The organism is Picosynechococcus sp. PCC 8807 (genome assembly GCF_001693295.1).
Taxonomy (GTDB): Bacteria; Cyanobacteriota; Cyanobacteriia; order Cyanobacteriales; family MRBY01; genus MRBY01.
On the sequence record NZ_CP016483.1, the window covers coordinates 1 to 25,955 of the forward strand.

27 protein-coding genes are annotated in these 25,955 nt (G+C 51.0%); 15 read left to right on the forward strand and 12 right to left on the reverse strand.

All coding sequences use genetic code 11. The annotated features are described in order from the left end of the window. From dnaA to AWQ24_RS00015, 3 genes are all read left to right on the forward strand, one after another. Entirely contained in the window at nucleotides 1-1,350 is a 1,350-nt protein-coding gene (gene dnaA / locus AWQ24_RS00005; RefSeq protein ID WP_012305643.1) for a chromosomal replication initiator protein DnaA, read from the forward strand. 73 nt (nucleotides 1,351-1,423) lie between these two features. Beyond that, nucleotides 1,424-2,353: a cobalamin-binding protein gene (locus tag AWQ24_RS00010; RefSeq protein WP_065715648.1), complete on the forward strand. Its 930-nt coding sequence runs from the start codon at nucleotides 1,424-1,426 to the stop codon at nucleotides 2,351-2,353. A gap of 278 nt (nucleotides 2,354-2,631) precedes the next feature. Further along, complete coding sequence (locus AWQ24_RS00015; RefSeq protein ID WP_030008057.1) at nucleotides 2,632-2,811, forward strand: hypothetical protein; 180 nt, start codon at nucleotides 2,632-2,634, stop codon at nucleotides 2,809-2,811. Between the two features lie 20 nt (nucleotides 2,812-2,831). Here the strand turns inward: AWQ24_RS00015 and nrtS2 are convergent, their stop codons facing one another. The 6 genes from nrtS2 to AWQ24_RS00045 form a co-directional block, all read right to left on the reverse strand. Further along, nucleotides 2,832-3,110: a nitrate/nitrite transporter NrtS2 gene (gene nrtS2 / locus AWQ24_RS00020; protein ID WP_012305646.1), complete on the reverse strand. Its 279-nt coding sequence runs from the start codon at nucleotides 3,108-3,110 to the stop codon at nucleotides 2,832-2,834. A gap of 41 nt (nucleotides 3,111-3,151) precedes the next feature. Further along, nucleotides 3,152-3,406 (reverse strand): nitrate/nitrite transporter NrtS1, encoded by a 255-nt coding sequence (gene nrtS1 / locus AWQ24_RS00025; RefSeq protein ID WP_065715649.1) that lies wholly within the window; start codon nucleotides 3,404-3,406, stop codon nucleotides 3,152-3,154. A gap of 34 nt (nucleotides 3,407-3,440) precedes the next feature. After that, nucleotides 3,441-4,133, reverse strand: coding sequence for an N-acetylmannosamine-6-phosphate 2-epimerase (locus AWQ24_RS00030; RefSeq protein ID WP_065715650.1), 693 nt, complete (start codon nucleotides 4,131-4,133; stop codon nucleotides 3,441-3,443). 18 nt (nucleotides 4,134-4,151) lie between these two features. After that, nucleotides 4,152-4,796, reverse strand: a complete 645-nt coding sequence (gene purN, locus AWQ24_RS00035) for a phosphoribosylglycinamide formyltransferase (RefSeq protein WP_065715651.1) — start codon at nucleotides 4,794-4,796, stop codon at nucleotides 4,152-4,154. Between the two features lie 92 nt (nucleotides 4,797-4,888). Next, nucleotides 4,889-5,230, reverse strand: coding sequence for a phosphomannose isomerase type II C-terminal cupin domain (locus AWQ24_RS00040; RefSeq protein WP_045442496.1), 342 nt, complete (start codon nucleotides 5,228-5,230; stop codon nucleotides 4,889-4,891). 40 nt (nucleotides 5,231-5,270) lie between these two features. Then, nucleotides 5,271-5,630 carry a Spx/MgsR family RNA polymerase-binding regulatory protein gene (locus tag AWQ24_RS00045; RefSeq protein WP_065715652.1) on the reverse strand — a complete coding sequence of 120 codons (360 nt, stop codon included), beginning with the start codon at nucleotides 5,628-5,630 and terminating at the stop codon, nucleotides 5,271-5,273. A gap of 110 nt (nucleotides 5,631-5,740) precedes the next feature. On the opposite strand from AWQ24_RS00045, the gene AWQ24_RS00050 reads away from it, so the two are divergent. The 4 genes from AWQ24_RS00050 to AWQ24_RS00070 all read left to right on the forward strand — a co-directional run bounded on the left by AWQ24_RS00050 (nucleotide 5,741) and on the right by AWQ24_RS00070 (nucleotide 9,751). Next, nucleotides 5,741-6,823, forward strand: coding sequence for a class I fructose-bisphosphate aldolase (locus tag AWQ24_RS00050; protein WP_198161520.1), 1,083 nt, complete (start codon nucleotides 5,741-5,743; stop codon nucleotides 6,821-6,823). A gap of 220 nt (nucleotides 6,824-7,043) precedes the next feature. After that, a complete protein-coding gene (locus AWQ24_RS00055; protein ID WP_065715654.1) occupies nucleotides 7,044-7,613 on the forward strand; it encodes a Uma2 family endonuclease in 570 nt (189 codons plus the stop codon). A gap of 448 nt (nucleotides 7,614-8,061) precedes the next feature. Further along, nucleotides 8,062-8,817: a DUF1995 family protein gene (locus AWQ24_RS00065; RefSeq protein WP_065715656.1), complete on the forward strand. Its 756-nt coding sequence runs from the start codon at nucleotides 8,062-8,064 to the stop codon at nucleotides 8,815-8,817. A 19-nt stretch (nucleotides 8,818-8,836) separates the two neighbouring features. Then, the gene (locus AWQ24_RS00070; RefSeq protein WP_065715657.1) at nucleotides 8,837-9,751 is read left to right on the forward strand and encodes a TIGR04168 family protein; all 915 of its coding nucleotides are present in this window, start codon (nucleotides 8,837-8,839) and stop codon (nucleotides 9,749-9,751) included. On the opposite strand, the gene AWQ24_RS00075 is transcribed toward AWQ24_RS00070, so the two are convergent. Continuing rightward, entirely contained in the window at nucleotides 9,735-10,100 is a 366-nt protein-coding gene (locus tag AWQ24_RS00075; RefSeq protein WP_065717249.1) for a VOC family protein, read from the reverse strand. The genes AWQ24_RS00070 and AWQ24_RS00075 overlap by 17 nt on opposite strands. 81 nt (nucleotides 10,101-10,181) lie before the next feature. Further along, nucleotides 10,182-10,484, reverse strand: a complete 303-nt coding sequence (locus tag AWQ24_RS00080) for a hypothetical protein (protein WP_065715658.1) — start codon at nucleotides 10,482-10,484, stop codon at nucleotides 10,182-10,184. A 245-nt stretch (nucleotides 10,485-10,729) separates the two neighbouring features. On the opposite strand from AWQ24_RS00080, the gene AWQ24_RS00085 reads away from it, so the two are divergent. Genes AWQ24_RS00085 through rsmD form a run of 3 tightly spaced genes read left to right on the forward strand, consistent with a single transcriptional unit; the run spans nucleotide 10,730 to nucleotide 13,074 of the window. Further along, on the forward strand, nucleotides 10,730-10,960 hold the full coding sequence (locus tag AWQ24_RS00085) for a hypothetical protein (RefSeq protein ID WP_030006814.1): 231 nt from the start codon (nucleotides 10,730-10,732) through the stop codon (nucleotides 10,958-10,960). A gap of 26 nt (nucleotides 10,961-10,986) precedes the next feature. Next, the gene (locus AWQ24_RS00090) at nucleotides 10,987-12,525 is read left to right on the forward strand and encodes an AAA family ATPase (RefSeq protein WP_030006813.1); all 1,539 of its coding nucleotides are present in this window, start codon (nucleotides 10,987-10,989) and stop codon (nucleotides 12,523-12,525) included. A gap of 9 nt (nucleotides 12,526-12,534) precedes the next feature. Next, complete coding sequence (gene rsmD / locus AWQ24_RS00095; RefSeq protein ID WP_065715659.1) at nucleotides 12,535-13,074, forward strand: 16S rRNA (guanine(966)-N(2))-methyltransferase RsmD; 540 nt, start codon at nucleotides 12,535-12,537, stop codon at nucleotides 13,072-13,074. Nucleotides 13,075-13,245: 171 nt separating this feature from the next. Here the strand turns inward: rsmD and AWQ24_RS00100 are convergent, their stop codons facing one another. Beyond that, nucleotides 13,246-14,133 carry an alpha/beta fold hydrolase gene (locus AWQ24_RS00100; protein WP_065715660.1) on the reverse strand — a complete coding sequence of 296 codons (888 nt, stop codon included), beginning with the start codon at nucleotides 14,131-14,133 and terminating at the stop codon, nucleotides 13,246-13,248. 62 nt (nucleotides 14,134-14,195) lie between these two features. After that, nucleotides 14,196-18,359, reverse strand: coding sequence for an eIF2A-related protein (locus tag AWQ24_RS00105; protein ID WP_065715661.1), 4,164 nt, complete (start codon nucleotides 18,357-18,359; stop codon nucleotides 14,196-14,198). Nucleotides 18,360-18,440: 81 nt separating this feature from the next. Here AWQ24_RS00105 and AWQ24_RS00110 point away from each other — a divergent pair, with 81 nt between their 5' ends. The 3 genes from AWQ24_RS00110 to thiD all read left to right on the forward strand — a co-directional run bounded on the left by AWQ24_RS00110 (nucleotide 18,441) and on the right by thiD (nucleotide 21,505). Continuing rightward, a complete protein-coding gene (locus AWQ24_RS00110) occupies nucleotides 18,441-19,289 on the forward strand; it encodes a cell division protein FtsQ/DivIB (RefSeq protein WP_065715662.1) in 849 nt (282 codons plus the stop codon). A 259-nt stretch (nucleotides 19,290-19,548) separates the two neighbouring features. Further along, entirely contained in the window at nucleotides 19,549-20,697 is a 1,149-nt protein-coding gene (gene ftsZ / locus AWQ24_RS00115; RefSeq protein WP_083764478.1) for a cell division protein FtsZ, read from the forward strand. A 4-nt stretch (nucleotides 20,698-20,701) separates the two neighbouring features. Next, nucleotides 20,702-21,505, forward strand: coding sequence for a bifunctional hydroxymethylpyrimidine kinase/phosphomethylpyrimidine kinase (thiD, locus tag AWQ24_RS00120; protein WP_065715663.1), 804 nt, complete (start codon nucleotides 20,702-20,704; stop codon nucleotides 21,503-21,505). On the opposite strand, the gene AWQ24_RS00125 is transcribed toward thiD, so the two are convergent. Continuing rightward, nucleotides 21,502-22,854, reverse strand: a complete 1,353-nt coding sequence (locus AWQ24_RS00125; protein WP_065715664.1) for a GTP-binding protein — start codon at nucleotides 22,852-22,854, stop codon at nucleotides 21,502-21,504. The genes thiD and AWQ24_RS00125 overlap by 4 nt on opposite strands. A 140-nt stretch (nucleotides 22,855-22,994) precedes the next feature. On the opposite strand from AWQ24_RS00125, the gene AWQ24_RS00130 reads away from it, so the two are divergent. Continuing rightward, on the forward strand, nucleotides 22,995-24,074 hold the full coding sequence (locus tag AWQ24_RS00130; protein ID WP_065715665.1) for a glycerate kinase: 1,080 nt from the start codon (nucleotides 22,995-22,997) through the stop codon (nucleotides 24,072-24,074). A 25-nt stretch (nucleotides 24,075-24,099) separates the two neighbouring features. Here AWQ24_RS00130 and AWQ24_RS00135 read toward each other — a convergent pair whose 3' ends face one another. Then, nucleotides 24,100-24,717 (reverse strand): LysE family translocator, encoded by a 618-nt coding sequence (locus tag AWQ24_RS00135; protein WP_012305671.1) that lies wholly within the window; start codon nucleotides 24,715-24,717, stop codon nucleotides 24,100-24,102. Nucleotides 24,718-24,848: 131 nt separating this feature from the next. Between AWQ24_RS00135 and csaB the strand changes: the two genes are divergently transcribed. Beyond that, nucleotides 24,849-25,880: a polysaccharide pyruvyl transferase CsaB gene (gene csaB, locus AWQ24_RS00140; protein WP_065715666.1), complete on the forward strand. Its 1,032-nt coding sequence runs from the start codon at nucleotides 24,849-24,851 to the stop codon at nucleotides 25,878-25,880. Nucleotides 25,881-25,955 lie beyond the last annotated feature (75 nt).

Consider the following 25,955-nt stretch of genomic DNA (forward strand, 5'->3'; position numbering starts at 1 on the left):
GTGACTCAAAATCCCCAATGGCTTTGGCAAGAAGTCCTGACAAAACTTGAACAACAACTGAGTCGCCCCACCTACGAAACTTGGATTCAGCCGACGGCGATCCAACAGTGGCGAGAGGATGAAATCGTACTCTGTGCCCCAAATGCCTTTGTCCTGAACCATATCCAGAAATACTATGGTGCGTTGATTACCGAAACCATCGCCGAATTATTGCAGCAGCCCGTTAAGGTACGCCTCACTTCTCCAGAAGGGAATACCCTCGCAGCGACCCAGAGTTTTTATAGTTCCCGCAGTGGCCAATCGACCCGTCCAGGCAAAAAGACCCCAGAACTCAACTCGAAATATACGTTTTCGCGGTTTGTGGTTGGCCCAACCAATCGCATGGCCCATGCTGCAGCTCTAGCGGTGGCGGAATCGCCGGGGCGGGATTTCAATCCCCTGGTGCTCTGTGGGGGGGTGGGTCTGGGAAAAACGCACCTGATGCAGGCGATCGGCCATTACCGTTTGGATACCCAGCCGGATGCGAAGATTTTCTATGTTTCCACGGAGCAATTTACCAATGATTTAATTGTTGCGATTCGCAAGGATAGTCTGCAAACGTTCCGGGAGCATTACCGCACCGCCGATATTTTACTGGTAGACGACATTCAGTTCATCGAAGGGAAAGAATACACCCAAGAAGAATTTTTCTATACCTTTAATACTCTCCACGAAGCGGGTAAACAAATTGTTCTCGCGAGCGATCGCCCACCGCATCAGATTCCAGGCTTGCAACAACGACTTTCTTCTCGCTTTTCCATGGGGCTAATCGCCGATATCCAACCCCCCGACCTGGAAACCCGGATGGCGATCCTCCAGAAAAAGGCTGAGGCGGAAAATTTAAACCTATCCCGCTCGGTGATTGAATATATCGCCACCCACTACACGGCGAATATCCGCGAATTGGAGGGGGCGCTCCTGCGGGCAGTGACCCACATTGCGATCTCTGGGTTGCCGATGACGGTGGAAAACCTCGCCCCCATTTTGAACCCGACGGTGGAATATGCTCCGGCAGCCCCGGATGTGATCTTGCAAATTGCCGCTGAAGCAACGGGGGTGAGCATTGAGGATTTGAAGGGGGCTTCTCGACGACGGGAAATTAGTACGGCCCGGCAAATTGCAATGTATTTAATGCGCCAACACACCGATCTCAGCTTGCCCCGCATTGGTGAACTGTTCGGTGGCAAAGACCATACCACCGTGATGTACAGTTGCGACAAAATTGGTCAGTTACTGACGAAAAATCAAAAAATCTCCCAATTGGTGAGCCAAATTAGCGATCGCATTAACCACCACCACCAAAACCTCTAGGGACAAGCGGCCCACATCGTGCCAAAAAAGACACCGCTACAATGAGCAGTAGTTCATCGATTGTGTTTTATCCATGGTTGCTTCCTACCGGATTGTTTCGCTCTTGCCTAGTGCCACCGAAATTTTAGATTGTCTGGGTTTAACTCTGGACGTGGTGGGCCGGAGCCACGAATGTGACTATCCCCCAGAGATTGGCGATCGCCCCGTGTGTACCGCTGCCCGCCTCGATTCAGAACGTCCCAGCGGTGAAATTGACCGGGATGTATTGGCCCTGCTCCAAGGAGCCCTGGGGATCTATGAAGTGAAGCTCGATGTCTTGCAAGCCCTACAACCCACCCACATTGTCACCCAAGATCAGTGCGATGTTTGTGCCGTCACCCTGGCCGATGTGCAAAAGGCGATCGCCCAGTTGAGTGATCATCCGCCGCAGTTGATTTCGCTCCAGCCCAATACCCTAGCGGACGTTTACCAGGATATTCGCCGTGTTGCCCAGCAGTTTAACCGTGATCCCCAACCCGTTTTGCAGGATCTACAACAGCGGGTACAAGCTTGCCAAAAACGGGGCAAGACTTTAGCAAAACGGCCCCGGGTGGCGGCCATTGAATGGATTGATCCCCTCATGGGCGGTGGTAATTGGCTCCCAGAACTCATTGAACTCGCGGGCGGCGAGAATATTTTAGGAAAATCAGGCAAACATTCCCCCTACATCAGTTGGGAAACCCTCCTGGCCAGTGATCCCGATGTGGTGGTGGTGATGCCCTGTGGTTTTGACCTCGAACGTACCCGCCAGGAAATGCTCGCCGACTTGGAATTGCACCCTGAGTGGAAACAATTACGAGCTGTGCAAAACGATCAGCTATTTATCTGCGATGGCAACGCTTATTTCAACCGACCAGGGCCGCGCCTTGTGGATTCCCTAGAAATTCTCACGGAAATTTTGCAACCGACTGGCGATCGCCTTTATTCAAAAACTGCCTGGCAAAAACTCTCTTTGCTCGAATAAGTAATATTTCAACAAATAGTAACTATCCAAAGAAATATTACATCTGGGCCTAGTTTTACAACATTTTCTATCAAGTTTATGTTGGCAAAAAAGGAATTATTAGGACAAATTAGGGGATATTTTCGCAAAAATGAGCATCCTCCCCAAAAAAGCATCCCTTTGGCTTCGCCTGGGAATTTGGCACATTAAAGACATAGCAAGATTTTGAGGGCAGGCGTTTCGTGATGTACCGCCGCTTTTCGATTCAAAAAATATTATCTAAGGTGAGGATGCTGTCTATGTGGCTCAAAATTAGGCACCTAGTCGATCCTGTATTTCAATATCTCAATCAACCCGTGGGACACACAGATCGGCATACCGTATGGAACCCGAATCGGTTTTGGTATCTCTATAAAATCAACCTGTTAGAAAAATGCTGGCAAAAAGAAGCGGCCAATAAAGGCCAACATACCTATTAACCCCTTAACTTTGATGCCAGTTACGACGTCAATTTTTGGGGATCTGCTTGGGAACTCTCCTGGGCCGCTTCAGCTTCGGCTCGCAGTCGGCTGACCAATTGACCGTGGATATTGACACAGTAGGGCACACAGTAGGTTATGGCCGCTGCCAGCCAGCGGGTACTGGTCATGGTGCCATTCAACACAGCAACGCCATGGTTGATGCAAAAGTGGACAGTCCCCACAAACAGGGCAACCCGGATCGCCGTTGGTCGAAAGGTGCGATCGCCTAAGGCCCGGAAATAGATTGTCAAGCGCATCGGTGCAATCCCCAAACTAATAAAAAAGTGGCTCTAGATCTTTATGGCTCGGAAGAAGGGTGGGCTTTGGCTTGCTGGCGCATCCGGCTGGCTATTTGGCCATGGAGGTTAACGCAGTAAGGCACAAAGTAGGTCACAACCACAGACGTCCAACGAGTCCGGGTCATCACCCCATGGAGAAAGGCACTACCGTGGTTGATGCAAAAAATCACAGTGCCCACAATTAGGGCGACGCGGATGGCAGTGCTGTGGAGGGTGCGATCGCCCAGGGTTTGAAGATAACTTTTTAGGCCCATCGGTGAACCTCTAATTTGTATATCTGAATTTTACTCATGGGCGGCCTGGGGCGATCGCCTGACAAAATTTTTGTGCCAAGAGATCAACACCAGTAATCGCTGTCCCAACAACGACGCTATCAGCCCCCAGTCGAAAGGCTTTTTGCAGCATTTCTGGGGTGTGGATGCCTCCTTCACAGATGATCGGCTGGTCAAAATCCTGGGCAAGTTTTTCAAGCAACCCAAAACCAGGGGGCGTTAAATCTTTGGTTTCCCCCGTATAGCCGTAGAGGGTCGTCCCCAAAATATCAGCACCAGCTTGGGCGGCCCATTGAGCATTTTCGTAGGTGTCGAGATCCGCCATCACTAATTTTCCTGTTTGCTGGTGAATCCCGGCGATCAGATCCGCGAGGGTTTCTCCGTTCGGGCGGGGGCGGGCCGTGGCATCAACGGCAACAATATCGGCTCCCGCTTCCACCACCGCCAGGGCATCCTCTAACCGGGGGGTAATGTAAACATCTGATTCGGGAAAAGTACGTTTCCATAAACCGATAATCGGGATCTGGGGTAATTTGGCCCGCACAGCGCGGATGTGGTCAGGGCTATCGATGCGCACTCCAACGGCTCCTTGATTGACGCAAGCTTGGGCGATCGCCGCAATCATTTCAGGGTCATGGAGGGGAGAATCAGCGGGAGCTTGGCAGGAAATAATCAGGCGATTTTTAAACTGGGCAATCAGATCAGACATGGGCTTTACGGGAAATTTCTAGGAATATTGGGACACAGCTAAGGCGATCGCCGCTGGAAAAATACGATGCTCTTGCACTTGAATTCTGGCGTGGAGCGTTTCAGGAGTGTCATCGGCCAAAATGGGCACCACTGCCTGCATAATAATTTCGCCACTATCTACTTCTGGGCTAGCAAAATGTACCGAACAGCCCGTCACTTTTACGCCAGCCGCTAAAGCCTGTTCTACAGCGCGAATCCCTTTAAAACTGGGCAATAGACTGGGGTGAATGTTTAAAATCCGATTTTCGTAGCCCGTAAGCAAAACATCCGTAACGATGCGCATCCAACCCGCCATAATTACCCACTCCACCCCATGTGATCGCAAGACTTCTAAAGTCGCTTGGTCACAGGCTTCGCGGGAGGCAAAATCCCGGTGGTTAATCAGTTGGGTTTTCGTGCCAAATTTTTCGGCCCGTTCTAAAACCTTCGCCTTGGGGTTGTTGTAAATCAGAATCGGGATCTCTGCGTTAAGTTCTTTGGCGATCATGGCCTTGGCGATCGCCCCGTAATTACTGCCGCTACCGGAGGCCAAGACTCCCAACTTTACCGGACGGGATAAGGGCACATCCGCTAGGGTCACAGGGGGAGAAATTAAAGCAGAATTTAGCGTAACATTACCCATCAATCGCGGTAATCCTCGGAAGTACAACCACTAAGCATATCGGTTCCCTAGTCGAAAGTCAGATATTTTTGCTCGGTGGCGTCGGGGTAGGGCTAGGCAGAATCGCGATCCTCGAAACGAATAATATCTTCGTCTCCCAAAAATTCGCCATTTTGAATTTCGATCATCACCAGATCAATGACCCCCGGATTTTCGACCCGGTGCCTGGTATTCATCGGGACATAGGTAGATTGGCGGGGAGTCAGAATAATTTCTTGGTCGTTGCAAATGACCTTCGCTGTCCCGGAAACGACAACCCAATGCTCGCTGCGATGGTAGTGCATTTGGGTGCTGATGTGGTGACCGGGCTTCACTTCGATGCGGTTAATGCGGTAGCGATCGCCTTCTTCGAGGATCGTGACTTTGCCCCAGGGGGGTGTGCGGGTTTCAAGCATAGGGATAAGTCCAGCGGGATTTCAAGATTATTTTAAAGGCTTACTGAGTACCGAGGCGATCGCTTAGTTCTGTTTCACTGGCCCGAAATCCCACCAAGACCGCTTTGTTATCCCGCACGAACAAAGGCCGTTTTAAGAGCATTGCATCTTGACTAAAAGCCTCGATCCACTGGTTATCATCCCAGGTTTTCTTTTCTTCCCCCAAGGCGCGGTAGGCTTGCCCAGAAGTATTGCGCATCGGTTTACTGCCGAGTGTTTTGACCCATTGGGCGATCGCCTCTCTGCTGGGAGGTTGCTCTTTAGTATTGATAAATTCGTAGGAAATTCCGGCTGTTTCTAGCCATTTCAAAGCTTTTTTACAGGTGTTGCAGGTGGGAATGCCGTAAACTTGCAGGGCCATTTTGTGATCGGTTCAACAAAAGATAACTTCGTTTATTATCCATGATCCTCAGGGCGGCCCACTTTGGCAGAAGTGTTACAACGGAACTGTAGCAAGTCCCCAAATTTTTCATCATGACGACCATTTCTGCCGAAAAATCAATTGCAGCTTGGCTTGGAGAGGAAGCAGAAAGTCTCTTGGGTCACAGCGCGACAATTAATCAAAATCTGCTCACCCTCCCCGGGGCGGATATCGTGGAACGGGTCTATGCCCAGAGCGATCGCCCCACCCCAGTCTTACGCTCCTTGCAACAACTGTTCGGTACGGGACGGTTGGCGAATACGGGTTATTTGTCAATTTTGCCCGTTGATCAAGGAATTGAACATTCCGGTGCAGCTTCCTTTGCCCCAAACCCGATTTATTTTGACCCCGAAAATATTATTCGTCTGGCGATGGAAGGGGGGTGTAACGGCGTGGCGACGACCCTCGGTGTGTTGGGGATGATGTCCCGCAAATATGCCCACCGCATCCCGTTTATCGTCAAACTGAACCACAATGAACTGCTGACTTATCCCAACGGTGCGGATCAAATTATGTTTGCGACAGTGGAACAGGCTTGGAATTTGGGGGCGATCGCCGTCGGTGCAACGATTTATTTTGGCTCCCCAGAATCGAGCCGACAAATTCAAGAGGTTAGCCGTGCCTTTGCCCGCGCCCACGAGCTAGGAATGGCGACGATTCTCTGGTGTTATCTGCGCAACGATGTGTTTAAACAGGACAAGGATTACCATTTGGCGGCGGATTTGACGGGGCAAGCGAACCATATGGGCGTAACCATTGAGGCGGATATTATCAAACAAAAATTACCAGAAACTAATAACGGCTACGGGGCGATCGCCAAAGCGACGGGCCAAAAATATGGCAGAACTCACCCCAAAATTTACGACGAACTGACCAGTGAACACCCCATCGATCTCACCCGTTACCAAGTGTTGAACTGTTATGCCGGACGGGCAGGTTTAATTAATTCCGGTGGCTCCTCCGGTGAAAACGATTTTGCCCAAGCAATTCGCACCGCCGTGATCAATAAACGCGCGGGTGGTTGTGGTTTGATTTCTGGTCGTAAAACCTTCCAACGCCCGATGGCAGAAGGGGTTAAACTCTTTCACCTGATCCAAGATGTCTATCTTGATTCTGAAATTACCATCGCTTAAAGAAGATGTCGTCCTGGGGTGAAGGAGGACTGTTCTTTAAATATTGATCAAGTCTCAGTAATGATTGCCATGACATTTTTTAGCAGGTTTAAGCAAAAGACAATTATGCGCGTTTTTTAGTCTGCCAAAAGCACCCTTAGCTCGTCATCTAATACCGCTTAAGTATCTTTGATTCCAGAAATGCTATAACGGTGAATATCCCGATTGCAAGAAAGACTATATGGTTATTGCTGAAGAAAAATTTCCCCGATTCACTCCTGACGAATATTTACGTTGGGAGGAACAGCAAGCCGAAAAATACGAATATATCGATGGTCAAATCTATGCCATGGGGGGCGGCAACAAAAACCATAGTCTAATTGCCGTGAGGCTGTCGAGTTTATTTTTTAATTATCTGGATGGTAGCGGTTGCGAAACCGGAAATTCTGATCTCAAAATCAAAATTCCCAACAGCCATAACTATACCTATCCAGATATCAGCGTCACCTGCGATGAACGAGATCAGTCCACCACCCAATTCATTACATATCCTTGTCTGGTTGTCGAAGTTTTATCAAAAAGCACTGAGGCTTATGATCGGGGTGGCAAATTTAGACTCTATCGCCAAAATCCGGTCTTAAAAGATTATTTACTGGTGAGTTCTACCGCCATTGAGATGGATTTGTATCATAAAAATAAATCAGGAGAATGGCTGATCACTAACTATCAAGCCGGAGATATGGTCATCCTAGAAAGTATTAACCTCACTTTTTCTATTGAGCAAGCTTACCAAGGACTAAGATTTTTATAAAAAAGAATAATTTCAGCACTTTTTTAAGTCCTTGACGGTGTTGACAATACAAAAATACCAATTAGAATAAAAGAGTACATTTTTTCAATAAAATAATGAAAAACAACAATTCTCAATACTCAATTTCTCCAGAGAATATTCTTCGTGAGCAAAAGCTTTTACAAGCACCTGTTGATGGGAAAAAAACTCATCGACAATGGAATTTTAGAGAAGGTAGGGCTTAAAAAATATCGATGCCTTGTTAACTCCGATGAATTGACAGAGGAAGTCAGAGTAAAAATAGAGTCAGTAAAACAATGCACAACTGGAGTGATTATTGGCATTTATTGAAACATACTCAATGAGCCTCAAAGATTGTGGAAATTTAAAGTCATCCGTAGAAAGCTTTTGACGAAGCGATGGGGAACATTTGATAATGAATCGATGTTCTGTTGTGCGTCGGTAAACCATGTCCAATCTGCCCCAATCCTTTGAAGAAACCCTCGAACAAGCGAAAGCCGCAACCCTAAACAGTTTAGAAGCAGGCTGTGGGCGGATTTTAATTGAATTGTGCTTTCCTGAGATTGCCCTACAGGCCCAGGCCTTGGCGTGGAATTGGGCGCAACTGTTTGTGGAGGAGTATGGTTCGGGACTGAAAATCTTCTTTCCGGATACGGGCGCCGCAGCTTTGGCCCGGCGGGATTGGGGCGAAATTCCCTTTAAGGTGACGGATATCGGCACGTCGCGATCGCCGATCGAAAATAAAATCGGCGATGATGACCAAATTTTTATCATTGTCTGCCCGTCGGCAGTGGAAGTTGCCCAGGTGGAAAAGCTCTGTAACTTTGCAGGCGATCGCCCGGTGATTATGTTGATTCCCCAACTGGAGGATGTGTCCATTGTGGGGATTGGCTATGCGGCGCGGCAACTGCGGGAACGGTTTATCAGCACCCTCGAAACCGCCTATTACATTCGCCCCTACGAAGGCGCCATGGTTTGGCGCTCCTATCCTTCGGCCTGGGAAGTGTATCTCGAAAAAGAAGTAGACCAATACGAACTCATCGCCAGCGAAACGACCAAACCCCTTGGTGAATATTTAGAGCGGCTGCTGTTGGCGGCGGTGGAACCCGAAGCTGGGGAAGCAGCAAATCCCAATGCACCGAAAATTAAGAAAACAGGACTGCTTGGGGGTCTACAAAACTTCCTAAAAGCCCTCAGCAACTAAGTTTAAGACTGAATAAGCAATGATTGATAATCGTTCACTGACCATTGCTGTGGTGGGAGATGTCCATGACCAATGGGACGCCGTTGGCGATCGCCAAGCCCTAGAGATTCTTGGGGTAGATCTCGTGTTGTTTGTCGGGGATTTCGGCAACGAAGCGGTGAAATTGGTGCAACAAGTGGCGGATCTTCCCTTCCCAAAAGCCGTGATTTTAGGGAACCATGACGCCTGGTACACCGCCTCTGATTGGGGTCGCAAAAAAGCCCCCTACGACCATACCACCGAAGATCGTGTGCAAGCCCAGCTAGAGATTCTGGGAGAAACCCATGTGGGCTACGGCCATTTAGATTTACCGGAATTTCAGCTTTCGGTGGTCGGGGCGCGGCCTTTTAGTTGGGGGGGCGAAAAGTGGAAGAATGAGAAATTCTATGGCGATCGCTATGGCGTCCATGACTTTACGGAATCCACCGCGTTAATTGAGAAAAATATTGCGGCCTGTCAGTACGAAACCCTGATCTTTCTCGGACATAATGGCCCTACCGGATTGGGTTCGGAACCAGAAGATATGTGTGGTCGCGATTGGAATCCCCTGGGGGGTGATTTTGGTGATCCGGATTTTGCCCAGGCCCTGGCGATCGCCCGCCGTCAGAACAAGACAATTCCCCTAGTCACCTTTGGCCACATGCACCACAGCCTCCGCCACCGCAAAGATCGTCTGCGCACCCAATGCCAATTTTTAGACGAAACCCTCTATTTCAATGCCGCCCGCGTCCCCCGCATCCAAACCTACAATAATGGCGATCGCCACCACAGTTTTTCTGTGATTACCCTCACCCAAGGCCGACCGACGAAAGCCGAACTGGTGTGGGTCAACCCGGCTAACCAGCAGCAAACGAGGGAAACCCTCTGGTCGCAGCCCCTCAGCTCTCTTCCGTAATCTCGATCACGTTGCCGTCTGGATCTTGCAAAAATAAGGCCCGTCGCCCCGATGCGCTCATCTCGTAGGGATAATTTTCTTCATCCAACTGCGATCGCACTGCATCAAGATTTTTTACACCGAAAGCAATGTGGGGATTCCGACCTAACTTTTCTGGATTGGGTAATTTTGCTTGGAACGCCGGATCTTCGATCAAATGAATCTGCATCTGGGGTAACTGATACCAAACGCCACCGTAATTAAAGGGTCGCTCCACCTTTGGCAGCCCCAGCAACCGATCATAAAAGGCCGCTGCCCGCTCCACATCCGCCACCAAAATTGCTGTGTGTAAACAACGGGTCACTTGAATCTGAGGTGTTACCATACTAAATTCTTGCTCGATGCTTGGTTTGACTTGTCGTGCTTCCTAAATCCCAAGGGAGAAAATTCCCTAGGAATCCGTGGTCGCAAAATTAATCCAGCCTTCAATTTTAGGCCCTAGGCGAAACAATAAAGATTGGGCCAACCCTAAATGATCAGCCACCAATAAAAGCATCATCGCCTGGGCTTTAACCGTCATCAGTTGTGTCGGGCAAGCTTCAAAATCTAGGGTCAATACAGTGGATTCGCCCCAAACTTCTCGATAAATTTGGCATCGACTGGGGAGCAGGGCCGTAAGCTGACGAAAGCGTTCTAAGGCTTCTTTTTCAAAGGCAGCACTACTACCTTGGGTCGAAAAAGGTTGGTGGTTCATAGGGGGATTGTCGTTGATGACAAAACGCTGGCTTCTTCTTTTACCTTAAGGGTTGCTTTGGGGCTGTGGGGGCAGGCGTTAGAATTTTTATCTTTGTGAATTGAGCATGACAATATGTGAAGAAATGTCCCTGTATTTTTGTTGGGCCAGGGGCGAAAGCGTAAATTTAGAAACGGTTTAGAAAAATAACGTAAGATCAAAATACCGTTTTCTTTTCACGGCCAATGTTTTTGTGGGGAACCTCAATGGTTGAGTTTAATCGGCTGGTCAAAAAGGGAATTGATCGTAGTGTGAGACGGGGTCTCCTGAATCAAATTCGCCACGGCCTTGACATCAAATTTCCCCAGGATGCAGATCGCATTTTTGCCGATATTCAACAAATCCCCAGTCTGCACGGCCTCAAAATGATTGAGAATCAACTTTATCACCTCCAGACAGTCGAGGAACTCCGTTTGCTCTATCGCAATTTACTCTAAGTCGGGTCGGGAGTTTGGGGAGAACCATGGGCTTTTTGGATAACATTCACAGTTTAAAAACCTTCATCTGTGCGTTTCATCCGATCATCGTCATTGAGACCGTCGAAGAGGAACGGGTAGAGGCGCTCCTGCGGGAAGTGGTCAAAGATTTACACATGCCCTTATTTGAATGGACGGTGAATTTGGGACTGGCCCCGACCCCAGGGACAAAATATGCGCCCCGCACCAATGACTATGCCCGACCGGGGGCGAACAAACCGATCGCCTTTGAAAATACGGCAGATCCCCTCGATGTACTGAAATATATGGGCCAGATTGAACGCAATGGCATTTTTTGGCTCAAGGATTTTGCGCCCCACCTGGAGGATCCTAAAGTCATCCGGGAAGTACGGGAGTTGGCTGAGATTTATGGGGTTGTGAATTCGGCGATGGTGCTGACGGGGGAGTCGATCACTTTACCAAAGGCGATCGCCCACGATGCGGTGTATTTTGAGCTGACCCTCCCGGATGGGGACGAACTGTACCAAACCCTGTCGGAGGTGATGCGGGAACTCAAGGTGCGCCATAAGCTAGCCATTACGCTCCAGGGGGAAGAACTGAATCAATTTGTCCATGCCCTCAGTGGGATGACCCTCAAGCAGGCCCGCCAGGCGATCGCCTATGCTGCGTTGATCGACGGGGAACTCAACGGGGCCGACATCCTCAAGGTGATCCACCGCAAGGCCCAGATCCTCCGGGAAGAATCTCTCCTGGAACTCTTTCCCGTGGAAGAAAATACGGCGAAATTGGGGGGCTTTGTGGGTCTCAAACAATGGCTCAAACGGGCTCAAGTGGGCTTTAGCTCGGCGGCAAAGCGGGTGAATCTCCCGGCTCCGAAGGGGATTTTAATCGTCGGGGTGCAGGGTTGCGGGAAATCCCTCGCGGCGAAAACCATTGCTAGGGAATGGCAACTGCCCTTGTTAAAATTGGATGCGGGCCGCCTGTACAACAAATTTGTCGGTGAATCGGAGAAAAATTTCCGCCAAGCAATCAAACTGGCTGAATCCATGGCTCCGGCGGTGTTGTGGATCGATGAAATTGAAAAAAGCTTTGGTAATCCCAGCGGTGAAGGCGATGGGGGTCTGAGTTTACGTTTGTTTGGTTCGTTTTTGACTTGGCTTCAGGAGAAATCCCAGGAAGTTTTTGTCGTTGCAACGGCCAATGATCTGTTGCAACTGCCGCCGGAACTGTTGCGGAAAGGGCGTTTTGATGAAATTTTCTTTGTGGATCTGCCCAATGCCCAAGAGCGGGCGGCGATCTTTTCGATTCACCTGGCGCGCCATCGACAAAATGTCCAAGATTTTGATCTGCGCATTTTGGTGACGGCGGCGGCGGGTTATAGTGGCGCAGAGATTGAACAGGCAATTATTGCCGGGCTATACCAGGCTCTCTACGCCCAAACTCCCCTAACAACGGATGCGTTGGTGGCCCAGATGAAAAGTACGGTGCCCCTGTCGGTGTCGCGGCGAGAAGATGTGGAAAAATTACGGGCGATCGCCTCGGAACGTTTTGTGTCAGCGCGGTAGAATACCGGGATGCGAATTTATGGTAATCGACAGATCAAAACCCTCCCTGGCGAACTAACGCGGCCCACCTTAGCAAAGGTGCGGGAGGCAATTTTTAATATTTGGCAAGGACAGGTGTCTGGCTGTCACTGGCTGGATCTCTGTGCGGGTTCTGGTTCCATGGGGGCTGAAGCATTATGTCGCGGCGCGGTGAAAGTTGTCGGCATTGAGAAAAATTCCCAGGCTTGTCGCATTATTCAAGAAAATTGGCAGAAAGTGGCTAAAATTGACCAAGAATACCAAATCTTAAAAGGTGATCTCCTCAAGCGCTTAGAAAATTTAGGGGGTGAAACTTTTGATTTGATTTATTTCGACCCGCCCTATGCCGCGAAACTCTACGACCGGGTTTTAACCAAAATTGTTGACTTAGAATTGCTCGCCCCCACGGGAGAATTGGCCGTGGAGTATGACCCGAAACTTTGGCAACCCATTGAGTTATCTGGTCTAATGCTATTCAAAGAAAAAAACTACGGCAAAACGGCGATCGCCTTTTACTGTTCTGCTGATTGACACTCCCCTGACCCCTCTCAAGAGGGGAATGGTTTGTGGGTGTTCTGGAAAGTCCCTAACATCCTCCCTAGAGGGAGGTAGCCGCTAGGCCAGAGGGTGTTCTCTCCCCTGGAGGGGAGTCAGAGGGGTGTCACCTTGAGGGAGGTGGCGAAGCCGGAGGGTGGAAGGGTGCTACCCCAAACGTTGCAACCAATCAAGGATCAAAGAATTAACCAAACTGGGATTTTCGTCGTGGGGACAGTGGCCCGCCCCCGGAATCGGATGAAATTCAACCCCGGCATTTTGCGCGGCGAGATCTTGGTAAATTTGCGAGCCTTTGATCGGTGTCCAGGGATCGCGATCGCCCCAAAGCACCAGTAAAGAATGTTGCCGTTTTGGTAAAAGTTCCGTCTGGCTATCCCCAGGAGGAGCCGTAATCACCGACGCAAAAACCTGTTGCGCCCCTGGATCACAGGAGGGTTCGTAGAGCATCTCGACCAATTCATCGGTGACGGCTTGGCGATCGCCATAGACTTGATAAAGAGTATTTTTGATGCGCGATTTTTGGCGCACCTGATTAAAAAGAAATGGCCCCGTTAACCGCGAACTAACCAATTTCGCGAAAGTAGCCATCACCACCCGTAACGGTAGAGCCAATTCATCGGGGCGATGGTTGAGGCCGCCCGCGCAGTTAATTAACACGCCCCCCGCACAGAGTTCAGGATAATTCGCCAACATTGCCAAACTGAGCAGACCACCGATGGAATTGCCCACAAATACCGTGGGTTGCTGGATTTTCGCTTGCCAAAAATCGCGGAGTAAATCTTGCCATAGGTCGAGGCTATAGTCCCAGGCGGGTTTTGCCGAGGCCCCGAAGCCCAATAAATCCAAAGCAAAAACTTGATAACCCTGGGCTGCCAGGGCGGGAATGTTGTGTTTCCAGTGACCGATCGAAGCGCCAAACCCATGGATCAGCAGGAGGGGTTGACCTTCCCCTTGGACGGTGTAGCGGATTTGCTGGTTGCGCCAAGTCCAATCGAGGGGCGTTAGGGCGGAAAGAGGAGTGACGGCCTGGGTCATGGTTTTTGCGAAATGAAATCGGTGTAATGAAGTGAATGACTTACTTTTGTGAGTATAACGTGCTACTCCGGTGGGAGGTTGAGGAGGGCCGTACACAATTGGCGATCGCCTGGGCGTTGGCTGGGAGAAATTTTTAAATCGCCATAGATTAGTAGTCGGCAACTTTTCTGGAGTAATTCATCGAGATCGAGGTTCCAGAGGATGAGTTGATTGTTTTGATCTAAAGTGGCGATCGCCTTTCTTTGGGGCTGCCAGTGGAGTTGCGTGATGGGAGCTTGGTGCCCCGTGAGGCTACCGAGATAGGTGCCATCCAGTTGCCAAAATTGCAGATGATGGTTTTCTGTATTGGTGATCAGTAAAGGTAAAGCGCCGTAGAAACCGATGCGGTCGGGGCCATTGCTTTGGTGGTTGATGGTGCTGGGTTCCCCAAAGACGGGATTATTATTGTCGTAGGTCATTGGGTAAACGAATACCTGATGATCCCGCCCCGTTAAGCCGAGGTGGCGACTATCCGCCCCAAATTGGAGATCCATGATTTCTGTGGCAAAGGGGGGAAATTGGGTCACAAGGAAGAAAGAATTATTTCGTCGCCGCTGCCAAATTTGCACGGTGCGATCGCCCGCCGCCGTTGCCAATAATTTTCCGTCGGGGCTGAATTGTAGGGCGGTAATTGGCCCCCGATGTTCCGTCAAGATCTGCAACAGTTCCCCAGTTTCCGTCCAGAGGCGCACCGTTTGATCCTGGCTGCCCGCCGCAAACATTTTCCCATCACGACTCCAGGCAACAACGTTAATTTTGTCCTGGAAGCCCCCCAGGGTTTGCACAATTTGTCCATTTCTTTGGCGGAGCTTCACCCGGCGATCGTCTCCCCCGGTGACAAAGAAGTGACCCCGTGGTTGCCAGGCGAGACTGGTAATCGACTCATTGCTGGATTTTAAGACTTGATCCTGGTTGGGCCACTGCCGCAAAGGTTGGTTGGGCTGGGCGAGCAGAAGCTGGAAACTATTTCCCACAAAGGCAAAGTCCGTAATGGGCACATCTGGGGTTATGGTTTGGCGATCGCCTGGGGGCCGAAAAACTGCCGGAATAAAATTTTGACTAAAGTCCCGCACCGTTGTTGCAGTAGTCGCTGCAGCGAGGGTGCTGAAATTTTGTTCTAGGGCAAGGAGCACCTTAAGTCTGGTTGCGGGGGTAACGACATCATCGTCCTTATCATCCAGTAGTCGTTGCAAGACCACCGCCGCCCGGATACTTTCCCGGAGAGCCTCGACGGGTTGGGCACCATCCTGGAGCACCTTGGCAGCCTCGGCCAATTTCATCAAAATGGCGTTTTGCGCCCCTTGCCACCGTTGGTACCGTTGCAGTTCCACCCAGCGCAGGCCAAATCCCAAGGCGATCGCCACCAGACCCAAGCGCCAAACGGTGCCTACAGACAGCTTCCACCAGCGCCGCCAGAGCATTTCCCGTTCCCGGCCAGTGATGCGTTGGAGCCATTGTTGGGACTGAAAGGCTTGGTAGTGGTGTCGAATGGGTTCCACGAGATCGGGCCGAGCCAGTTGGTAGGATTCTTGGCCACCATAGAGTTGAGCGCGAATTAGCCCCGTTGTTTTAAAAATATGCAAAATGAGTTCTGCTTTTTCTTCCCCCAGGCGGCGATCGCCAAGGAATTGACGACCCAGTTGGAGGATATCCGCCTTGGTGAGCACCAGTTGACTATGGCGCAAATCCGTAAAGTAATGGAGAAATTGCCAGGCTAAATCGCGGTTTTCATCGCCGCAGTACCGAATGATCCCCAGCAGTGATCGCTCCAACAGCAGCAATTTAGGCGGAAAGCCCAACCCTAAATATTCCTCCCTGGTATAAAGATGATCCTGGTGCAGTTGCGCGCCGATGACCTGGAGTTCGAGGGGGCGAATTTCCCCGTGGCCATCTTGCAGATCCTGAATTAGTTGCTGTATTAACGCTTTATCTAGGGGCAGTTTGGCCCAGGTTGCCACCTGTTCTAAAAGGGCGATCGCCGCATCGGGACGGAGATTTCCCAGGCGATGGCGGAGGCGATGGTCAAAAAGATTGTGGTTCGCCTCCCCTAGATCCGCCCCTGCTTCCCAATCCAAAAGGGGCGCTAGGGCTTCGTTACGACAGGACAGGATTACTTTCACCGTTGGTAACCGGAGACTTTGGGCCAAGAAACGTAAAAAATCCTGACGCTCTTCCGGGTTGGGATATTGCAAGAAAAACTGCTCAAATTGATCAAAGATCAACACCGTCAAAGGGGCAAAATCTTGCTGCTGTTGGAGGTGAACGAGGGGATCTAAGCTGGGGGGATTGGGCCAGGGACAAAAGGGGCGATCGCCATGGAGTTGTTGCACTAGGCGGCGGGCCCACTGACCATAATTTTTAAAATAAATGACCTGTACTGGCCGTCCATCTAGGAGCTGGCTTTGGAGCCTGGGGATCAATCCCGCTCGAAGAAGGGAGGTTTTTCCCACAGCGGTAGCCCCATGGAGCAAAATCAGGTTGGGTTGGGGGCGCTGCAACCGGGCGATCAAGGCCTGGAGATCCTGGTCCCGTTGGGAACCCCGGAGCATCACCAAACTGAGGGGATCCTGGGGCGAATACAGGTTGTGTCGCTGCTGATCTGGTAGGGGTTGAGTCCCCACAAAAGGCCGCCAACCCCAGCTTTGTTCGTATTGCTGGCGTTCCCAGGCGAGGTCAAAGGCCTGGCGATAGTCCTTACCTTGTCGGTAAAGATCACCCAGACAAGCAAAAATCTGATCATAGAGCCGTTGTTGCCAGTGGCCCCAGGGAATAGGTGATGTTTTGGGCGTTGTAAGTTGGCTGCGGCTGGGCGGCAGAATTTCTTCTAGGGTGGCGATCGCCTGGGCAAATTGACCAAGGGCTTGATTTGCTTGGGCCCAAATAAGGGCACTCCAAGCTCTGACCACCACTGGGGGCGCTTCATCCAGGGCTTGGCAATGTTCTAGGGCTGTTTGGGCGAGGGTTTGGGCTTTGTGCCATTGTTGTTCCTGAAGGGCGATCGCCGCCATCAGACTGTAATGCTGGGCTAGTAGTTCGGGTGGCCAAGGCTCCTGAACCCCCTTAAGGAGTGACCAAGCCAAATCCCCTAGGGCTGACCTGCGCTGCCACTGCTGTAAAAATACGCCGATCAGTAAACTCAGTTGACTAACCCAAACCCATTGTTCCTGTCGTTCCCAGAGGCAACGGCTTAGGCGGAGATAATGGAGAGCTTGTTCTCCTTCTGGACTGGGGGCCTGATAATGCTGGGGGCGATCGCCTAGGAGTAGACCCAAATGAAACAAAATCAGAGCTAGTTGTTGACCCTGAGAACGCGATAATTGCTCTAGCAACGGCGAATTTGGGTTGTCCCGCAGCACCTTGAGCCAATCGATCCCCTGCTCCCCACAGCAATAGTGGCGCAGACTCTCCTGATAGGCTTGCCGGGCCGTTTGCCATTGCTGATCTTGGTGGGCTTGTCGTCCCTGGATAAAACAGAGCAAACCCGCGCCGTCACTCATGGTCTTGGTGGCTAACTCTAATTCTCGATAACCCCGTTGACCAGGCGCTAAATTCCAGTGGCGATGATCGAGAAAAGTGAGGGGGCCAGCGGCGGTTAGTCTTTGAAAGTAGTCCTGTTCTGTACGTTGCCAAAAATCCTGAAGCGCCTGGGAAGGCCAGGTAATTTCTCCCAAATCCGTTGCGGTTGCCAGCCCATCAGGAACTTGTCGTTGTTGATAATTTGCCGTTGGTAGCGTCACAATCCAGGGGGCAATTTGGCTTTGAAACGTTGCCGCAGTTAAGTTAACGGCTGGGGTTAACCCAAAAACCATGGCGCCATTGATGTGAGAAGGCTGGATACCAAGATTGGTTAGGGTTGTCTCTAACAGATTTAAAATCGCTCCGAGATCATCGGCCTGGGGTTCGAGCCACAGACAAAGTAGCCCCTGGGCGATCGCCTTTTTTTCTAAATCTGCCAACGCCTGGTCACTGTAGTATGCCGCCGTAAACTGAGAAAAAACCTGGTGCCATCGCAGTTTTAGATTGCCTTGAAGTTGTGCCAGAAGTTCCTGTTCTTGGGCTTGATAGTTGCAGCGAACAAGATAAAGTCCTGGTTGAACATCACTACGGGGAGAAGACCACAATCGGTCGGCCAACCGCTGCACAATGGGGCGGGACGTGGGAAATGGCGGGCCAGGGCGATTGATCATGGCAAATCCAAGGGTAATTTCCAGGAAAGAGAACTAACTTCAGTAAGATAGTCATACATTGTGTCGGTTTTAACGTCACCTATGACAGAAATCACCATGGCAACACGGGAGCAGCTCCGGGAACAACGGAAGCAAAAACAACGACAGCGTACCCTCCGCTGGTTCCAGGGTCTATGGCGATCGCTGGCCCTGATAGGGTTGGCCTATGGAGCATTCTGGGTCTTAGACCGACCCGATTGGATTATCAAAAGTGCCGCCCAAATCACCATTGAAGGCAATCAAGTCCTTCCCTCAGAGCGGATTCGTCCCCTGATCCCCCTCACCTATCCCCAACCGATCCTAACCCTCAAACCCCAGGAACTAGAGCAAGCCATTGAAGCCCAAGGGGCGATCGCCGAAGCTCTAGTTTCCCGTCGTCTGGTGCCCCCCAGTCTGGCGATCCAAGTCCAAGAACGTTTCCCCGTCGCCCGCTCCCAAACGCCCATCTCTAGCCAAGGCGATCGCCCCCTCGAACCGGGATACCTAGATGCCGAAGGGCAATGGTTCCCCGCCGCAGTCTACGAACCCCTCAGTGAATATCAGCCCTTACCGACCCTCGAAGTGACCGGAATTCGGGAGCTGCAACTGCCCCTTTGGCCCGAACTCTATCGCACCCTAGGGCGATCGCCCGTTGAAATTTTGAGCATCAACTGGCAAGACTCCAACAATTTGATTTTGAACACCGAACTTGGTAGTTTTCACCTGGGGCCAGATCTGACGCAACTCGAGGCCCAACTAGAGGCGATCGCCAAGCTCCAACAAACCCTCGGCACAACCATTCCCGCCCAGGATATCCAATACATCGATCTGCAAAATCCTGACGAGCCGATTATCCAGAGCAACAAACCCATCGTTCCCCCAGTCTCCCAGCCCGAAACCCCCCAAACCTAAAAAAATGATGCCCCTGTAACAGCAACATCTCCCAAAATCTGGCAGTCTAAAAAAGCTTGAAGGTCTTATGATCTAAGAAATTTCTCCCAAAAGATACTTAATAAATCCTGTTAAACGACTAAACTTAAATATTCATATCCATCACACTTTTTTTGTGACCGTGAGCCAAAACCATCTATTCCAACCCCATAACGCCTCCTTCGATGCGACTGGAAACCATTCCGCCAGCGCCGAAGAAACCGCGTCGCAATTTCCGATCATGCCCAGCAGCGTTGCTCAAATCAAAGTCATCGGTGTGGGTGGTGGTGGCTGTAATGCGGTGAATCGGATGATTGAAGGGGGCATGTCGAGTATCGACTTTTGGGCGATTAATACCGATGCCCAGGCCCTAACCAACTCCAAAGCAAAAAAGCGCCTGCAAATTGGTCAAAAAATCACCAGGGGTCTTGGGGCTGGTGGTAACTCAGCCATTGGTCGCAAAGCCGCCGAAGAATCTCGCGATGAAATCGCCCAAGCCCTCGAAGGCGCAGATCTCGTCTTTATTACCGCTGGCATGGGGGGCGGTACCGGCACTGGCGCCGCCCCCATCGTCGCCGAAGTCGCAAAAGATTTAGGTTGTCTCACCGTTGCGGTGGTGACCCGACCCTTTAAATTTGAAGGCCGCCGCCGCTCGAACCAAGCCGAAGAAGGGATCAAAGAACTCCAGAGCCGTGTCGATACCCTATTGGTCATTCCCAATACAAAGCTCCTGGATATGATCCCCCAGGAAACGTCGATGTCCGAAGCCCTACGCGCTGCCGATGAAGTGCTCCGCCAAGGGGTACAAGGGATTTCCGATATTATTACCATCTCTGGCCTGGTGAATGTAGACTTTGCCGATGTGCGGGCGGTAATGGCCGATGCCGGTTCTGCTCTGATGGGGATTGGTGTCGGTTCTGGTAAATCCAGAGCACGGGAAGCAGCCTTGATGGCTATTTCTTCGCCACTGATGGAGTCGTCCATTGAGGGAGCTCAAGGCGTTGTCCTGAATATTACCGGGGGCCACGATCTGACCTTGCATGAAGTCAATGATGCTGCGGAGGCCGTTTACGAAGTGGTCGATCCCAATGCAAATATTATTTTCGGGGCGGTGATCGACGAACATCTCCAAGGGGAAATCAAAATTACGGTCATTGCCACTGGGTTTGCTGTAGAGTCCCAAGCCGCAGAAACGCCCCAGCCTTTACCCCAACAGCGACGGATGCAGGCGGTTCCCCAGCCGGACCTTTCCCAGGCTCCGCCAGTGCCAGAAACCCCTAGACCCCGTCCTGCTGCACCACCCCAGGCCCAACAGCCCCCCGCGCCCCGGAATGGTTTCCCGGATATTCCTGACTTTTTGATGCGTCGTTCTAATCGTTCTAAGCAGTAGGTCGATGGCAATTACTCCGGCGATCGCCTTAACCATTGCCGGCTCCGATAGTGGTGGTGGGGCAGGCATCCAAGCCGATCTCAAAACCTTTGCCTTCCACGGTGTCCATGGCACCAGTGCGATCACCTGTATCACGGCCCAAAATACCATTGGCGTCACCGATGTAGTGGCCTTGAATTCGGCCATGGTGACTGCGCAAATTGAGGCGGTGGTCAAGGATATTGGCGTCCAAGCGGTGAAAACAGGGATGCTCCTGAACGAAAAGATCATGGCGGCGGTTTTGACGGCTGCAGCAATCGGTAGGCTCCCCAACTGGGTTTTGGATCCGGTGATGGTTTCCCGCACGGGGGTACAGCTCATCGACGACGGGGCGATCGCCTTTTTGCAAAAGCAATTAATCCCTCTCGCCCAGATCCTCACGCCAAACCGTTACGAGGCAGAGATTCTCAGCGGTCTAGAAATTACCGATCTCGCTACCATGGAACAGGCAGCCCAAAAAATTCACCAGCTTGGTTGTGGGGCAGTGCTTGTGAAAGGGGGAGCGATGACCGGGACGTTGCAAGGGGTGGATGTGTGGTTCGATGGTGAACGGCTTGAAATTTTAAAAACGGAATGTATCCAGACTCCCCATACCCACGGCACTGGTTGTACCCTTTCGGCGGCGATCGCCGCTCGCTTAGCCCTGGGAGATCCTCCATTCCAAGCCGTTAACAAGGCAAAGACCTACGTCACAGAAGCCCTAAAACATAGCCTAGCCATTGGTCAGGGGACGGGGCCAGTGGGCCATTTTTATCCGATTTTGCCCTAAACTGCGGCGATCTCTGCTTGTAGTCGATATAGCAGGGTTTGGCGATCGCACTGGGCGAGAATTTCTTTGATCGTCGTACTTGCCCCCAGGTTTCCCCAACTGCAGCCATTTTGCAGATAGGTCTGGGTCACTTTTCCGATCACATAGCTACCATAGGCGGCAATTCCCCCCTGGGCGAGGGCGGCAGTGCCATAGAGACCGAGAGTGCTCGGATTGGTTAGAGATTCAAAACTGAGGGCTGTTTTACCTAAACCCAGAAAGACACCGCTACCCAGTTCCGCCACAAACAAAATTCCCGCACTGATCAAAATATTGCGCCAGAGTTTGGCTGCCTCGTGGCTGGTCATGGGTAATCCATACAAACGGGCGAGGGCACGGATCAAGGCTAAATCAGCAAAAGTACCCCCAAGGAGATCCAGAAAGCCAATGGGATTTAGGGCGATCGCCGCACCTTTGGTTTTGGCATAGTTCCAGATCAATTCTTCGGCTTCAGTTTGGCGATGGGACAGGGTTTTTTGGGCGATCGCCGTTTGCAAGTGACGCGCCTGGACAAGGGCATGGACAGCCATCAAAGATTTGCCTTCACGGCTGAGGATCGTAAAAATCTTTTCCCGTAGGGGATCAATCTGGGCGTCGGGGGTTTCCCAAGCTTCTTCAACACGGCCATCGGGATGTTCGATGCGGACAGCGAGGGGTTGGGGTTCGGCGGCAACCATGACAATTTCTTCGGGACTGAGGGGAAACTGGGTACCCGTTGACTCTTGGCTCAGTTGTTGGAGTTGCCGGAAAATGCTTTGGCGATCGCAGTCGGGATAGAGATCAATTTTGTTAAATACCACCAGTAATGGTTTGTGCTGTTGGCGCAGTTCGTAGAGAGATTCGTACTCGGTGCGGGTAATATCGCCGGCAATGATAAACAAAATCAAGTCAGAGTTTGCCGCCACTTCCGCCGCCATTTTTGTGCGGGCTTCCCCGGCAATTTCATCGAGGCCTGGGGTATCGACTAATTCAATTTTGAGTTTTTCCGTGGTCAGGGGCCAACGCACCGCCCGTGGATATTGGGTCACCCCGTGGAGGGGGCCAGTTTCGAGCATTTTTTCGCCAATGAGGGCATTGATCACCGCTGATTTGCCGCGACTGACCAGGCCAAAGGTGGCGATGCGCAGGAGATTTTGATCCAGTTTGGCGATCGCCGTTTGGAGTTGTTGTAATTCAGGCCGCACAGCCGCTTTTAATGCTGGATCAGGGGGATAGTGCCAATGGCGGCGGGTGTTGCCATACCAAGCCAGGGCCTGCTGGAGACTGGCCCGCGCCAGGGTAAAGTGCCTTTCCTGTTGTTGACTATCCATCGGCAGCGAAAAAATTAGTAGAACCCATTTTCTATGATATCGAGTTGTCGTGAGGCGATCGCCAACTTTTCGATCCGGTTTGAGGCATTTGGGTTTACCCTAAAGCCAAGTAATTGCCGGGACATGGGCAAAGTTTCATCATGCAACTGGAAACGATCTTAATCAACTGGTTAACGGTTCAAGAAACCCAAGCAGCAGACTTGCTCTACTTATTGGAACAAGCCCAAGCGGATCCAAACCAAGCCGCAGCCCTCGATTATGATCTGAGTCTAGCCCGCATTACCCATCGGGCTAAGGATTTTTTGGCGATCGCCCCGGAAATTCTCCAACTCTGTAACACTCTTAATTTCCACGATCAAGGCGCAATTCTCAAAACCCTCTGGGAACTGTGGTTGCCCCTGGCCCAACAAATTCGTACCGCTCGCCAACAGCAGGATCAACCGCTAATTTATGGCATCCTCGGCGGCCAAGGCACAGGCAAAACGACCCTCTGTCGGGTGTTGCAAACGATTCTGGCGCGATGGCAATATCCCTGTGTGGCGATTTCCATTGATGATCTTTACAAAACCTATGCCGAACGTCAGGATTTACGAAAAACTCAGCCGGAACTAATTTGGCGCGGCCCCCCCGGTACCCACGATGTAGACCTGGGCCTAGAAGTTTTAACGCAACTGCAACGGGCCAACCTGGGGGATAAAATTGCCATTCCCCGCTTTGATAAGTCTTTACATAATGGTGCGGGCGATCGCCTTGGGCCGGAGTGGATTGATCCGGTGGAAATTGTGCTTTTTGAAGGCTGGTTTGTGGGTTGTCGGCCCGTTGCCCCGGAAGTTTTTGAAACAGCCCCAGAACCGATTTCAACCGCAGGCGATCGCCTTTTTGCGCGAAATGTAAACGAGGCTTTAGCGAAATATGTCCCCCTGTGGGAAAAGCTGGATCGATTGTTGGTGCTCTCCCCGGAAGATTATCGCCTGAGTAAACAGTGGCGCAAGGATGCAGAACACCAGATGATCGCTCAGGGTAAAACAGGCATGAGTGATGCTGAAATTGATCAGTTTGTGGATTATTTTTGGCGATCGCTCCACCCAGAACTCTTTATCCAGCCCCTCACCCAAAATCCCCATTGGACAGATCTGGTGATTGAAATTGATGCCGCCCATCGCCCCCACAAAATCTATCACCCCAGCGATTTAAAGTCAGTTTCTCTTTTCCCTCGCTAGATTCAACATGGGTTGTTGGCAAAAATCACTGCTTGAAAATCAGATAAGTGCCACCACAAACCATTGCTGTTCCTGCCGCGACCCTACCTGCTTTTTGAGCCTTGGGTGATTTGACTCGCTTGACTAATTGTTCTGCAAAATAAGCGTACACAGCTTTGACTCCTCCCACCGTCACAATGGTGGTAAGCACAATAGTGATTGCTTCAGAAGATCCAAGAGTTTTCAGATCAACGATTGCCGGAAATAAGCTGGCATAGAAAAAAATAGCCTTAAGATCCCCAAGGGTAAGAGCAAACCCACTCAGAAAACTTTCCAAAAAATTTGTGCGACGTTGATTGTTTACCTTGAATTCAAAAGTCTGTTTTGTCCGAATTAAGCCGATCCCCAGCCAAATTAGGTAAAGTCCCCCCATGATTTTAATGAGGGTAAATACTGAGCCGAGTTGTTGCGCTAACGCACTCAACCCCAACAAAGCAAGGCAGACAAAGACTAAATCTCCAGCGACAATCCCAGAGGCCACAGCCAAGCCATTGCGAAAGCCTGCCGTCGCAGAACGGGTCACAACAAGGGCAACACTGGTACTAGGCAGTGCCGCCAACGCGATCATTGTTGTAAAGAAGTAAACAAAATTTAAATAGTCCATGGACGCATTCAAGCCTCTGTTGAAGATTTTTGTTTCTAGGGGGACATAGCCCGTCACTCAACTTTAGGCGGATAATTGGGCGCAATCAAACACGCCGATATAATAAAGCCTATCTTTTCGTTAACGACACAATGCCAAATGTTGTTCTGTGTGGCTATTACGGTCAGGGAAATGCCGGGGATGAAGCCCTGCTATTGACTCTGTTGCAAATGTTGCCCCCTGGGGTGACGCCCATTGTCCTCTCCCACAATCCCACCGCTACCGCCCAAGCCTATGGTGTGACCGCAATTCCCCACAAATCCTGGGCAACCCTCAAGGCGATCGCCAAAGCAGATGGTTTTATCTTTGGGGGCGGCAGTTTGTTGCAGGATGTCACGAGTTTAGGAAGCCTGCTATATTACGCTGGTTTGATGAAATGGGCGCAACTCCTAGGAAAAAAGACCATCGCCTGGGCGCAGGGCATCGGCCCGTTGCAGTCTAGTTTGGCGAATCAGGTTACACGCTTTGTGCTGCGGGGTTGCACAGAAATCACCGTGCGGGATCAGGCTTCAGCAGATTTATTAAAAAATTGGCAGATTCCCCACAGGCTCGCCCCAGATCCGGTGTGGGCTTTAGCAGCAAAACCTTGTCTGGAAATGCCAGATTTACCCCGTCCCCGCATTGCGGTCAATCTCCGCTCCCACCGCACTTTAACACCCCAAAAAATTGCCGTTCTGGGGGAAGCCCTCAAACAATTTCAACGGCAGCACCAGGCCAGTGTGATTCTTTTGCCGTTTCAAAAAAGCCAAGACGAGGCGATCGCCAAGCAACTTTACGACGAATTAGCAGAACCCAAGGCAATCATCACCCCATTGCAACCGCAACAGTACAAAAGCCTTTTTGCCCAAGTCGATTTTCTGATTGGGATGCGCCTCCATAGTTTGATCCTCGCCGCCGCCGCTTGTCCCTGCTTTGCCCTGAGCTACGATCCCAAGGTGGCCCAGCTACAGCAACAATGTCACCTGCCTGGCCTTGATCTGGATCAACTCCCCCGCGATGCAACTACGATTACCGAGCAGTGGACAACCGCTTTGCAAACCGCCGAAAAGCTGACCCCAGCCCAGCAGCAAACGATTCAATCCCAGGTACAGACCCATCAGGAAATACTGACAATCTTTCTTTAAAAATGCGTTCGGTTTTGACGCCTAGGATGCGATCGCCGAAAAAATTGTTGATAATGGGCGTAAAAGTACTCTAAC